We start from the raw sequence: 12,135 nt of genomic DNA, 5'->3' as shown, positions 1-12,135 counted from the left end.
TGCAAGAAGAATACCCCTATTCTCCTTGCACTTTTTACTATTATCACAGTGATTAAAGCGTTTACAAATTATTTCAAAATAATTAGTAAATCCATTCATTCATTAATTTTGAGTAGTCAACTAATTCTTCTTCTTTAAAGAAAATAGCAATCTCGCGCTCTGCGCTTTCTAAAGAATCAGAACCATGAATAATATTTTTCGCAACAGTTACACCGAAATCTCCACGAATTGTTCCAGGAGCTGCTTCATGTGGTCTTGTTTTCCCCATCATGTTACGCGCTGTATCTACTACACCTTCACCTTGCCATACCATTGCGAATACAGGTCCAGATGTAATAAAGTCTACTAACTCACCAAAGAAAGGTTTTTCCTTATGCTCAGCGTAGTGTTGTCCAGCAATTTCCGGAGTGACTTGCATTAATTTTGCACCAACTAATTGAAATCCTTTTTTCTCAAAACGAGCTACAATTTCCCCAATGAAGGCACGTTGTACACCGTCTGGTTTTACCATTAGAAATGTTTTTTCCATAAAAAATCTCTCCACTTCTGAATTATGTATGTAATTGTATATCCCCACACACATATTATCACCCTTATCACAATTGTGCAATAGTTTTGAAATAGAGAGATTATTTTATTTTTTAGAATAAACATTAAAATTTTCGTTTTCCAATATACTTTGCAACATTTTGTAATGCATACTTTGCTTTTCCACGTGGGAGTGGTTTTATTATTTCTAAAGCTTTATGTAAATAACGTTCACTAAACGCAAATGCTTGATCAATTGCTGGACTATTTTTTACAGCATCAATAATTTCTTGCATTTCACTTGCTGTTGTATTTTCATGTACAGATGTGATTTTTTGACGAAGTACTGGATCTTCCATCGCATATAAAGCAGGGAGCGTTATGTTTCCTTGTAATAAATCTCCACCAGCAGGTTTTCCAAGTTTCTCTTCTGTGGAAACGAAGTCTAAAATGTCATCAATAATTTGATAAGACATTCCTACAAAATACCCATACCAAAATAGACGATTTACTGTATCACGATTAGCACCAGCAGCAATCGCTCCCAATTGACAACTCGCGGCAATTAATAATGCTGTTTTTCGCTTTATTCTTCTTAAATACGTTCTTAAATTTTGGTCATAATTGTATTTATCTTTAATTTGTTCAATTTCACCTTTACAGACTTCTAAAATAGTATGTGATAACGCTTGATGCGCCTCTGGGATTTCGATATTTGTTATACATTCAAGAGACTTAGCGAACAAATAGTCCCCTGTATACATCGCAATACGATCTCCCCATTTCGCATTCACAGTCGCACTGCCGCGTCGTAAAAATGCAGCATCAATAACATCATCGTGAACAAGAGAAGCCATATGAATAAGCTCTAACGCAACAGCAACATGCTTAATCGCATCTAACTTATAATCTCCAAATTTCCCTGCAAGCAACACAAATACAGGACGAATTCGCTTCCCACCAGCTTCAATAAGTTGTAATGCTGCCTCTTCTACTAATGGCTGTTCAGAAGCAACTGTCTTTTTTAATTCTTTTTCTATCACATTAATATCCGATCGTAAAAAAGAGTACATAAGTTGTAACTTCATATTGTTCACCTTAACCTAAAACTTCTTTTTTCTTTTTTCTATTTTGATTCTGGTTTAATACCTAAATGCATCGCTGCTACCCCAAAAGTAAATGGTTTCACTTGCACACGTTCAAGTCCAGCTTGCTCAAACATTTGGGCCAATTCTTTCATCCCTGGGAATGCACTAGCAGATTCTTGAAGCCATGAATATTCTTTATAACTTTTCGCAAACATCTTTCCAAATAACGGCATGATATATTTAAAGTATAAAATATACCCTTGTCGAAAACCAATCATTGTTGGTTGAGATGTTTCTAAACAGATTACTTTTCCACCTGGTTTTACTACACGCGTCATTTCTTTTAATACGTGCATATAATCCGGTACGTTACGTAAACCAAACCCAATTGTTACATAATCAAACGTATTATCTTCAAATGGAAGCTCCATTGCATTCCCATGTAGAAGTTCTACTTGTTTTAATTGTAACGCCTCTACCTTTTTCTTACCGACAGATAACATATTTTCACTGAAGTCTAAGCCAACAACCTTTCCTTGCTCACCTACCGCTCCAGCTAGCGCAATTGTCCAATCTGCGGTTCCGCAGCATACATCAAGCGCTTTACTGCCAGGTTGTACATCCATAATTCGCATCGTTTCTTTACGCCACGCTTTATGTCTTTGAAAACTAATTACAGAATTCATCACATCGTATTTATCAGAAATCTTTTCAAATACGTCATGTACTCTTTCTTCTTTTGATTGTTGCATGCTCGTACCTTCTTCCAATGTAAAATTGCTTATGTCTTCTATTTATCCCTTAACACAGAATTTATTTCATTTACGTCTGTGTGATTTTCTAAAAATTGTTTTTCTTTCTTTCTCAATTCCATCATCCAACCATTAATCACTACTTCTGCTTTATCCCCTAAAGCATCTTGCACCGCTTGAAAAACAGGTGAATGTTGTTTATCAGCATACAATTGAATTTCTTTTTGAAGGCGATTTCCACCTAATACGTATGTGATAAATGGCTTCCAATGTGATAAATGAAAATGATCACATGTTTTTTGAAGGAGCGCAGACTCAATCGTTACTACGCTTTTCATTATGTCATCCGTCGTTTCATGCGCTTTTTGGTATAACATAATTTTGTGTTCATTTATCTCTTTAATTCCTTCAGCAAGTGCACGAATTAAAACAATATCACGATTCATAGACAATAAATAATAATATAGTCCACTATAGTAATCGCCTGCAAGTACTGTTAATTGACGACATTTATGGAATTCAATCTCTTCCTCGCCTGCTTTATTTGATACCCTTTCATGCGTATCAAGCGCAATTTGTACAAGCATAATTGTTACTACGTAATGCTCAATTTGTTCTATATGTAAGTTTGCACTCTTTAAAGCACCATATAACAATGCTATCTTTTCTTCATCAATAAATGGTTCTTCAATATAGTTTATAAAATAAGGATGGCGTAATTTCTCCATCAATTTCTCTTTTATACCCGCATACCCTCCGTAGATGTCACACACAAAAAATCACCCTTGTTTTCTAATTCATAAAACTTATTATAACACATACACTCTATTTTCTATAACCAAAACTTGGCTACACCTACCATTCATGTAAGCAATCTTTCTAATCTCACTCTGTCTAGCTAAAACTATATCATTTATTTACTAAAAAAAAAAAGAAAAGCAGTTTCCCGCTTTTCTTTACTTCGCTTTAATAAACGATAAAATTTCACTGCGCGCTGCAGCATCATTTTCAAGCACACCACGCACTGCTGTCGTTACTGTTTTCGCACCTGGTTTTTTCACACCACGCATCGTCATACACATATGTTCTGCTTCTACTACTACCATTACACCATGAGGCTCTAGTACTTCCATAATAGAGTTCGCTACTGTTGATGTAATACGTTCTTGCAGTTGTGGACGACGTGCAATTGTATCTACAGTACGAGCTAATTTACTTAACCCTGTCACCTTTCCACCTTGCGGAATATATGCAACGTGAGCAACTCCATAGAATGGAACTAAATGATGCTCACACATCGAATAAAATGGTATATCTTTTACTAGTACAAGCTCTTCGTGATCTTCTCCGAATACTTTATGCAAATGCTCTTTCGGATCTTCATGCATACCTGAGAACACTTCTGCGTACATTTTTGCAACACGCTTTGGCGTATCAAGTACTCCCTCACGATTTGGATCATCCCCAATCGCCTCTAAAATAAGGCGTACTGCATGTTCAATTTGTTCTAAATTAACTTTTGCCATCCGCTAGCCCTCCCGAAAACCTAAAAGTGATACGAACACATTCTAGCATATTTATGTTTTTAAAAGCAAAAAGAAGAGTTCCCAAAAAGGAAACTCTTCTTCCCTGTTAATATGTAAGGATTATTTAACCGCATCTTTTAACGCTTTACCAGGTTTGAATGCAGGTACTTTACTTGCAGCGATTTCAATCTCCTCACCTGTTTGTGGGTTACGACCTTTACGAGCCGCACGCTCACGAACTTCGAAGTTACCGAATCCGATCAGTTGTACTTTATCACCTTGTTTTAAAGCTTCTAAGATAGAATCAAAAACAGCGTCTACTGCTTTTGTTGCGTCCTTTTTAGAAAGGGAACTTGCTTCTGCAACAGCATTGATTAAATCTGTCTTGTTCATGCCATTCACCTCCTCCCAAAGATAAGACTGTATAATGATCATAAAATGAGTCTTACTTTCATTTGTAGGCAATTTTTACAAATTCTATACTACAAAGATGTAGATAAATCATTATCAACGCCTATATTATACGATTCTCCTTTATAATTCAATATTTTTAAGGAAATTGTTACTCTGAAAATGTGAAAATCTGATGAAACTTGACAATTTACAACAATGTATTAGATAATGACTGTTTATTTTTCTATTTTATAATCGAAAAAACAAAAAATCCCTCTACAGTGAGAGGGATTTTTCTTATAGTATAATCGCAATTAATCCGCCAGATCCTTCATTAATAATTCTTTCTAGCGTTTCTTTTAATTTATATCTAGCATTTTCTGGCATTAAAGATAATTTCGCCTGAATTCCTTCTCGAACAATCGAGCTAAGCGAACGTCCAAATATATCAGAATTCCAAATTGATAACGGGTCATCTTCAAAATCTTGCATTAAATAACGAACTAATTCTTCACTTTGCTTTTCAGTACCAATGATCGGCTCAAACGTTGACTCTACATCTACTTTAATCATATGAATAGATGGCGCTACCGCTTTTAACTTCACACCAAACCTTGAACCGTGACGAATAATTTCTGGCTCATCTAAGCTCATATCCGCTAGCGCAGGGGCTGCTACACCATATCCTGTTTGCTTAACCATACGCAATGCATCTGCCACTTGGTCGTATTCTATTTTCGCATGAGATAAATCGAGCATAAGCTTCAATAAATGATCTTTCCCTCGAATTTCTACTCCTACTACTTCTTTTAAAATCTGATCATATAATTCATCTGGCGCATATAAATCAATCTCCGCCACACCTTGCCCCATATCAATGCCAGCTAGGCTCGCTCGATCAATAAATTCATATTGACTAAACTGCCAAACAACGCGATCCACATCACGAAGACGTTTTATATCCTTCACAGTTTCTTGAACTGCTTCTTGATAACTTTGACGCAACCAATGCCCTTCATTTAGCACCATTACCCAGCTCGGAAGGTTCACATTCACTTCTAATACAGGGAATTCAAATAGCGCTTCACGAAGTACATTATATACATCTGTTTCTCTTAAACTCTCCACACTCATTGCAATAACCGGGATATCATATTCTTCTGATAAACTTTGGCGTAATTGCTCTGTATCTGGATGATACGGCTGTACCGTATTAATTATCATAATGAAAGGTTTTCCTACTTCTTTCAACTCATTTACAACGCGTTCTTCTGCCTCTATATAATCTCTTCTTGGAATTTCACCAATTGTTCCATCTGTTGTAATTACAACACCAATTGTTGAATGTTCTTGAATTACTTTACGCGTGCCGATTTCTGCAGCTTCATGGAATGGAATAGGTTCTTCATACCAAGGGGTATTAATCATGCGCGGGCCATTCTCATCTTCATAGCCCTTCGCTCCTGGAACCGTATATCCAACACAATCTACTAATCGAATGTTCACTTCAAGTCCTTCATCTACTTCGATAGAAACCGCTTGGTTTGGAACAAACTTCGGTTCCGTCGTCATAATTGTACGACCAGCAGCACTTTGAGGCAATTCATCCTGCGCTCTTTGACGGTCAGACTCATTCTCAATATTTGGAATAACTACAAGTTCCATAAATTTTTTAATGAATGTTGATTTCCCTGTTCGAACAGCTCCTACAACTCCAAAATAAATATCACCGCCTGTTCGTTCTGCAATATCTTTAAAAATATCTACCTTTTCCAAGTGATTCCCTCCCTCAAAATTTTTGGGAATAATTCCGCGTTTATAGTCAACTAATACCTTCTCTAACGTTGCCTATAATATCTGATATAATATAATGGTATTCTAGAAGTTCGGACAATATATCATATAATTTTGTCCAATTTCATATGACTATTAAAAAATATCTTTTGTTTGCATCGTAAGTTGTATAACATAAAAAACCTTTCTTCTAGAACTTATTCACTAAAAGAAAGGTTCATGACTTATGATTTTAAAAAAATTGGTTCTCCGTTCTTTACTGTGTACGGTAAAGAATAAGCTGGTACAAACGGGGAACCTTTCGAAAGTATATTTCGAATATCTTCTCCCTCCGTAAACTGCCCTTCATTTTTTTTCAAAGCGTCATATAAGTCGATTCTATAATCAACAAAAACTTCTCCTTTTTCATTAATTACAAAAGGAAGCCCTTTACCAGAATATGGACTTGTCACTTGTGGCACATCTTTATATCCTAGTTTTTTGAAATCCAATTCATATACACCATCTGAAATTACTTTTTTAAAAGGTGGATATTGATGTTCATCACGATACATCCTAAGTTTTAAAGATAATTCCTGAATTTGTTCAGCCATCCTAACATCAATTAACTTTACTGTTGGATTTGTTTCAACGTCTATTAATACGTATTGATATACTCCTCCACTTTCATATGCATTCCCTGGCGCTTCTTGTATGTAACGCGGAGTAATCTGTTGAAAATCGATTGGATACTTTTGATAAATAGGTGTACTCATATCCCTCGTCTTAATTGGCAATATCCCATCATTTTGCTCCTTAAATGTCACAACAGCTTTTTGAACAACCTGTAGCTGATCTTCATAAGGAACCGCATTTTGCTTCATATTTTCTTTCGGATACAGACACCCCGTTAAAAGGCTCATACAACAAAATATTAAAATAATATGGACTTTTTTCACTAGCATCACCTTTTCATACTAATATAACTTGCTCTGTATGTAGTATTTTCGAGACCATTCCATTTACTGCTGTACAGGTCCACTAAATACAACAAGAAAAATAACAATTCCTGACACAACCATAAGGGTGTACGCTACTAACGCTGTAATCCCTTTCAAAAATTTATTCTTTATTTTATGTCTACTTAATAAAATAAAACTTACTGCAAAAAACATAAATCCAATTGCCCCTAAAGCCAACCACATTTTCATAAGCCCTTCTGACATATACACACCCCTTTTTATTAATCTATTTTTATACTATTTTAACAAATTAAAATCTTTAAACAAATACAAAAAGAACATTTTACTACAAATCGCAAATATGTAACTTTAATCAATAGGTTTTTCAGCATCTTCCACCAATCTAGATAAAAATAAAACCGAAGCGATTATATCTCTCGCTTCGGTTGACCAAATATGCCCAAAAACAGCTCTATTCCCATTCTTTCATGGCTATCATATGCAATCTACAAACTCTTTGTTTCTCATAATTTATTTTTTAAACATTTTGCTTAACGAGCCAAAATCCGCTGGCATATTATTATTAATAATCGCTTTTACAATTTGATCCTCTTGCTCTTTCGGCACTTCACGTCCCGCCATAAGAGCCACTTGATGAATCAATTGACGAAGTACAGTTTCATCACGTAAATTCGCATTTTGCACGGATGATGCTAATTTAAAAATATCCTCTTTATTTACTTTCGCTTCCTTCTCAATATTATTAAAAATGTTATTATCCATTCTTTTCACCCTCTCCTCAAGTTACTCTTCATCCTATGCAAAAATAAATAAATGGTGAAAAGACCCATAAAATAAAAAAGCGACAGAAGTACAAATGTACTTCTGTCGCTTTTCTTTACAGTAAGTCAGGTATAGCTTCCACTTCATGTTTTCGAACACGTCCCATTAATGAGCCTACCGCATCTTTTACGTTATTCCCATTGAACAGTACGTCATATAAAGCAGCTGTAATCGGCATTTCAACTTCCATTTTCTCTGCCAATTCATGAGCAGCTTTCGTTGTTCTTACACCTTCCACAACCATACCCATGCTTTCTAACACTTCTTCTAAAGAATGTCCTTTTCCAAGCATATTTCCAGCGCGCCAATTTCGGCTATGAACACTTGTACAAGTTACAATTAAGTCTCCCATACCAGTTAGACCAGCAAACGTTAACGGATTCCCGCCCATTTTTCTTCCTAAACGAGCAATCTCTGTTAAACCACGTGTCATCAATGCCGCTTTTGCATTATCACCTAATCCAAGACCATCAGTTATACCAGCAGCTAATGCGATAATATTTTTTAACGCACCACCAAGTTCAACTCCAACGATATCTGGATTTGTGTATACACGGAAATAACTATTCATGAATAAATCTTGTACTTCCTCAGCCGCTTCCATACGCTTTGCTGCAGACGTAACTGTTGTCGCTTGTCGTAAACCAACTTCTTCAGCATGACTCGGTCCAGACAATACAACAACATCTTTAATTAAGTTCTCTGGAATTTCTTCCTCGATTACTTCCGAAATACGTTTTGACGTACCAGGTTCAATCCCTTTACTCGCATGAATCCAAGTAATCGGTTCTGTAACAATTTCTTTCATCTCTTGTAATACATCTCTGTACGCTTTCGTCGGTACTACTAGCAGTACTGTATTTACATCTACTAATGCTTCTTCTAAAGAAGAGTAGGCTACGATTGTGCTTGGCAATGTAATGCCTGGGAGATATCGACTATTCTCATGTTTCGTATTCATTTCATCCATAAGTTCTGAGCGATTTCCCCAAATACGTACATCATGTCCATTGTCAGCTAATACCATCGCTAACGCTGTTCCCCAGCTACCTGCTCCTACTACTGTGATTTTTGTCATAAAATCACATCCTCTCCATTAGTCTCTTGCTCGAGCAATAATGTGAATCGGCGTTCCTACAAAACCGAACGCTTCACGTAAACGATTCTTTAAGAAGCGCTCATATGAAAAGTGCATTAATTCTGTATCGTTTACAAACACAACAAATGTCGGTGGTTTTACCGCAACCTGTGTCGCATAGAAGATTTTCAGACGGCTACCATTATGAGTCGGTGTTGGATTCATCGCTACCGCATCCATAATTACATCGTTTAATACGTTTGTTTGTACACGGATACTATGGCTTTCATTTACCTCATTGATAACCGGTAATAACGTTTGTGTACGTTTTTTCGTTTTTGCAGATAAGAATACAATCGGCGCATAATCCAAGAATTGGAAATGAGCACGAATGTTTTCTTCAAATGCTTTCATTGTTTTTTCATCTTTTTTCACTGCATCCCATTTGTTTACAACGATAATAACAGCTCGTCCTGAATCATGAGCATATCCAGCGATTTTTTTATCTTGCTCAATAATTCCTTCTTCTCCGTCTAAAACAACTAAAACAACGTCAGAACGTTCAATCGCTCTAAGTGCACGAAGTACACTATACTTTTCTGTACTTTCATATACTTTTCCTTTTTTACGCATACCAGCTGTATCGATGATTACATAATCTTGATCATCTTTACTATATGGTGTATCGACAGCATCACGCGTCGTTCCTGCGATATTACTTACAATTACACGTTCTTGACCAAGAAGTGCATTTACAAGCGATGATTTCCCTACGTTTGGACGTCCAATTAAAGAGAAACGGATTGTTTCATCGTCATACGCTTCTTCTTCAATCTTTGGAAAATGATTTGCAGCTTCATCTAACAAATCACCAAGTCCTAAACCGTGTGTACCTGAAATCGGGAATGGCTCGCCAAATCCTAATGAATAAAAATCATAAATATCACTACGCATTTCTGGATTATCAACTTTATTTACCGCAAGTACAATTGGTTTTTTAGAACGATACAAAATTTTAGCAACTTCTTCATCCGCTGCAGTTACACCATCGCGACCATTCGTCATAAAAATGATAACATCTGCTTCATCAATCGCAACTTCCGCCTGTTGACGAATTTGTGTCAAGAACGGCTCGTCTCCAATATCAATTCCACCTGTATCAATAATGTTAAACTCATGATTTAACCATTCTCCCGCACTATAAATACGGTCTCGAGTTATACCTGGGATATCTTCTACGATTGAAACTCTTTCTCCAACTATTCTATTGAAAATAGTAGATTTTCCTACGTTCGGGCGGCCTACTATTGCTATTACTGGTTTCGGCATATACTTTCATCCTTTCAACTTGCTTCTGTTTATTATGTAAAAAACCCTTCTTTGTGCAAGAAGGGATTTGCATTCCAGAATATTTCTCAACGTATCAAAACACCTCACATTATAACACACGTTCCTAATGTTTCACAATAATATATACATTCTCTTGTAAGCGATGCGCAATACCATCTAAAATTGCCTCTAAATTATTTGCAACAAATTCTAGTTCCTCCATCGACTCACAAACAAATAAAGGAGCACCACCTGCAAATTTTTCTGGCGCTGTTGTAATAACTGCCAGGATAACGCTTTCTAACATCATCTCTTATCTCCCCTTCCTTTCGGGGCTTCCGATGACATATGGACAGCACTTTCTAACGTTGGTACATTTCCTATGACACTTATCGCTTTCTCTGCATCTTGATCTTGCGGTAAGACAAAAATCCCAACCCTGCCATCCTCTAAATCACGCTTTGCTAACGGTACAAGCGCTGGTGTACCAGAATCTCTATAAATCCCTAACGCCACCGAAACATCGTGTAAAATAGCTTGCCGTTGCCCTAAATTTGAGATTGTCACCATCGCATCAATTGATTTCGGTTTTAATATAAACCCCATGCCATATTTCATAATCTCTTCTTGCCTCACCGGCAATCCAATATTCATAATATAAATATTATCGATATAAAGCCCTGCTCCTTCAAAACGCAGCGGAACATGCTCAATATCTACAAGGTCATGGAGTCTTCTACCAGACATTAATTTTTTCGCAATAAAAAATGCGATTATAGCCATAATTACTCCAGCAATCCATGAACGGAACCCTATATACGCAAACGTCGTTGCAAACGACGTTAACATCGCCAAATAGTTGCGACTTTCAAAAACCAATGCAATCCCTTCAATGTACGTATTTCCACGCGGTACGAGCTCATATCCATCTAATTGTTGAAGTGTATTTCTTTCCATATTACGTACATCACGAAATTGTGTCGCTGCTAACGTAAGAAATGTAATGGCAGAAAAATCTTTTTTCAAAATAGATGGGATTGCAATCGCTCCTAAAGCTGCTGCAATTAACCCCATTGCAATATGAATAATCTTTCCATGTAGCCTCGTCGGATATTGCCGTGTATCCGTCCGAAGCATTAACACCCTTGTAACTGTCCCTGCTATTACGCCGCATAAAATGGCTGGTGTATATTCAGTCATGTATTACCCTCACCTTTCTTTTACGTGTTTTTCTCTTAAACTGTTCCATGTATACTGATGCTTTTGCAATCCAAAACAATACTGCCATGAATAATGTAGAAACGGCGACGATATCAAAAAATGCTAAACTACCGTAATCATATGGAAAATTCAATTTCCGAAAAATAAATGTCACTAGCAACTCTCCTTGTAACATCCCTACATATAGGGAACATAATCGTAATATGCGATCCCCATGCAATAACACCGATGCATACACAAGAGTACTACTTAGCAGAAACACTCTATCCACCACAATCCAAATCGGATCATATATCTCTAACAGATGAAAACTTGTATATAACATCGCAATAATAAGTGCCGAAAGTAAGCTATATAATTTTTTCCAAACAGAATACAGCGCGATCCCTATAAAAGAAATAATACAAAGTAAAAGAGCATTTACTGATACCATGAATGAGGCGATCGTTACATGTAACGGAGAGCAAATTATAAAAATCAATATACAAGCGCCTAACTTCCACCGAATATGGTCCTTTTTCATAAAAAAGGTTACGACAACCCACCCTATCCAAGCTATAAAATAAAAAGTACTTCCATCCATCTACTTCACCTCCTATGTTTTCCATTATGGGAATTTTTTATGAAAGTTAATCCACTTTA

General features: G+C 36.4%; 15 protein-coding genes. All 15 read right to left on the bottom strand.

All coding sequences use genetic code 11. The features are described from left to right. Positions 1 to 82: 82 nt before the first annotated feature. The 15 genes from ndk to ACW0JX_RS07645 all read right to left on the bottom strand — a co-directional run bounded on the left by ndk (position 83) and on the right by ACW0JX_RS07645 (position 12,076). Positions 83 to 529: a nucleoside-diphosphate kinase gene (gene ndk, locus ACW0JX_RS07715; protein WP_000415883.1), complete on the bottom strand. Its 447-nt coding sequence runs from the start codon at positions 527 to 529 to the stop codon at positions 83 to 85. A 124-nt stretch (positions 530 to 653) separates the two neighbouring features. Further along, on the bottom strand, positions 654 to 1,616 hold the full coding sequence (hepT, locus tag ACW0JX_RS07710; protein WP_000776079.1) for a heptaprenyl diphosphate synthase component II: 963 nt from the start codon (positions 1,614 to 1,616) through the stop codon (positions 654 to 656). Between the two features lie 38 nt (positions 1,617 to 1,654). After that, a complete protein-coding gene (menG, locus tag ACW0JX_RS07705) occupies positions 1,655 to 2,368 on the bottom strand; it encodes a 2-heptaprenyl-1,4-naphthoquinone methyltransferase (RefSeq protein ID WP_459245537.1) in 714 nt (237 codons plus the stop codon). 38 nt (positions 2,369 to 2,406) lie between these two features. After that, positions 2,407 to 3,141 carry a heptaprenyl diphosphate synthase component 1 gene (locus ACW0JX_RS07700; protein ID WP_053564889.1) on the bottom strand — a complete coding sequence of 245 codons (735 nt, stop codon included), beginning with the start codon at positions 3,139 to 3,141 and terminating at the stop codon, positions 2,407 to 2,409. 183 nt (positions 3,142 to 3,324) lie between these two features. Continuing rightward, complete coding sequence (gene folE, locus ACW0JX_RS07695) at positions 3,325 to 3,894, bottom strand: GTP cyclohydrolase I FolE (RefSeq protein ID WP_001151481.1); 570 nt, start codon at positions 3,892 to 3,894, stop codon at positions 3,325 to 3,327. 120 nt (positions 3,895 to 4,014) lie between these two features. Next, on the bottom strand, positions 4,015 to 4,287 hold the full coding sequence (locus ACW0JX_RS07690; protein WP_001043860.1) for an HU family DNA-binding protein: 273 nt from the start codon (positions 4,285 to 4,287) through the stop codon (positions 4,015 to 4,017). Between the two features lie 297 nt (positions 4,288 to 4,584). Next, on the bottom strand, positions 4,585 to 6,063 hold the full coding sequence (gene spoIVA / locus ACW0JX_RS07685) for a stage IV sporulation protein A (RefSeq protein WP_000416519.1): 1,479 nt from the start codon (positions 6,061 to 6,063) through the stop codon (positions 4,585 to 4,587). 242 nt (positions 6,064 to 6,305) lie between these two features. Beyond that, positions 6,306 to 7,019 (bottom strand): hypothetical protein, encoded by a 714-nt coding sequence (locus ACW0JX_RS07680; RefSeq protein WP_141241096.1) that lies wholly within the window; start codon positions 7,017 to 7,019, stop codon positions 6,306 to 6,308. 63 nt (positions 7,020 to 7,082) lie between these two features. Further along, positions 7,083 to 7,286, bottom strand: a complete 204-nt coding sequence (locus tag ACW0JX_RS07675) for a DUF2768 domain-containing protein (RefSeq protein ID WP_001289005.1) — start codon at positions 7,284 to 7,286, stop codon at positions 7,083 to 7,085. A gap of 267 nt (positions 7,287 to 7,553) precedes the next feature. Next, positions 7,554 to 7,805 (bottom strand): stage VI sporulation protein F, encoded by a 252-nt coding sequence (locus tag ACW0JX_RS07670; protein ID WP_000369753.1) that lies wholly within the window; start codon positions 7,803 to 7,805, stop codon positions 7,554 to 7,556. A gap of 115 nt (positions 7,806 to 7,920) precedes the next feature. Then, positions 7,921 to 8,943, bottom strand: a complete 1,023-nt coding sequence (locus ACW0JX_RS07665; protein WP_000161783.1) for an NAD(P)H-dependent glycerol-3-phosphate dehydrogenase — start codon at positions 8,941 to 8,943, stop codon at positions 7,921 to 7,923. Positions 8,944 to 8,961: 18 nt separating this feature from the next. Further along, positions 8,962 to 10,272, bottom strand: a complete 1,311-nt coding sequence (gene der / locus ACW0JX_RS07660) for a ribosome biogenesis GTPase Der (protein ID WP_001125890.1) — start codon at positions 10,270 to 10,272, stop codon at positions 8,962 to 8,964. A gap of 124 nt (positions 10,273 to 10,396) precedes the next feature. Next, positions 10,397 to 10,582 (bottom strand): capping complex subunit for YIEGIA, encoded by a 186-nt coding sequence (locus tag ACW0JX_RS07655; RefSeq protein ID WP_000979048.1) that lies wholly within the window; start codon positions 10,580 to 10,582, stop codon positions 10,397 to 10,399. Then, on the bottom strand, positions 10,579 to 11,472 hold the full coding sequence (locus ACW0JX_RS07650) for a YIEGIA family protein (protein ID WP_000141599.1): 894 nt from the start codon (positions 11,470 to 11,472) through the stop codon (positions 10,579 to 10,581). Before ACW0JX_RS07650 ends, ACW0JX_RS07655 begins: the two co-directional genes overlap by 4 nt. Next, complete coding sequence (locus ACW0JX_RS07645; protein WP_459245536.1) at positions 11,465 to 12,076, bottom strand: YphA family membrane protein; 612 nt, start codon at positions 12,074 to 12,076, stop codon at positions 11,465 to 11,467. Before ACW0JX_RS07645 ends, ACW0JX_RS07650 begins: the two co-directional genes overlap by 8 nt. Positions 12,077 to 12,135 lie beyond the last annotated feature (59 nt).

This window comes from Bacillus sp. C-3-6 (assembly GCF_054509685.1).
The sequence above is the reverse complement of the archived record's forward strand: the minus strand, read 5'-3'. Positions and strand labels throughout refer to the sequence as shown.

Excerpts from the sequence above, each read along its gene's own strand:
- ndk (WP_000415883.1), bottom strand. The coding sequence starts at position 529 with ATGGAAAAAACATTTCTAATGGTAAAACCAGACGGTGTACAACGTGCC.
- hepT (WP_000776079.1), bottom strand. The coding sequence starts at position 1,616 with ATGAAGTTACAACTTATGTACTCTTTTTTACGATCGGATATTAATGTG.
- menG (WP_459245537.1), bottom strand. The coding sequence starts at position 2,368 with ATGCAACAATCAAAAGAAGAAAGAGTACATGACGTATTTGAAAAGATT.
- folE (WP_001151481.1), bottom strand. The coding sequence starts at position 3,894 with ATGGCAAAAGTTAATTTAGAACAAATTGAACATGCAGTACGCCTTATT.
- ACW0JX_RS07690 (WP_001043860.1), bottom strand. The coding sequence starts at position 4,287 with ATGAACAAGACAGATTTAATCAATGCTGTTGCAGAAGCAAGTTCCCTT.
- ACW0JX_RS07675 (WP_001289005.1), bottom strand. The coding sequence starts at position 7,286 with ATGTCAGAAGGGCTTATGAAAATGTGGTTGGCTTTAGGGGCAATTGGA.
- ACW0JX_RS07670 (WP_000369753.1), bottom strand. The coding sequence starts at position 7,805 with ATGGATAATAACATTTTTAATAATATTGAGAAGGAAGCGAAAGTAAAT.
- ACW0JX_RS07665 (WP_000161783.1), bottom strand. The coding sequence starts at position 8,943 with ATGACAAAAATCACAGTAGTAGGAGCAGGTAGCTGGGGAACAGCGTTA.
- der (WP_001125890.1), bottom strand. The coding sequence starts at position 10,272 with ATGCCGAAACCAGTAATAGCAATAGTAGGCCGCCCGAACGTAGGAAAA.
- ACW0JX_RS07655 (WP_000979048.1), bottom strand. The coding sequence starts at position 10,582 with ATGATGTTAGAAAGCGTTATCCTGGCAGTTATTACAACAGCGCCAGAA.
- ACW0JX_RS07650 (WP_000141599.1), bottom strand. The coding sequence starts at position 11,472 with ATGACTGAATATACACCAGCCATTTTATGCGGCGTAATAGCAGGGACA.
- ACW0JX_RS07645 (WP_459245536.1), bottom strand. The coding sequence starts at position 12,076 with ATGGATGGAAGTACTTTTTATTTTATAGCTTGGATAGGGTGGGTTGTC.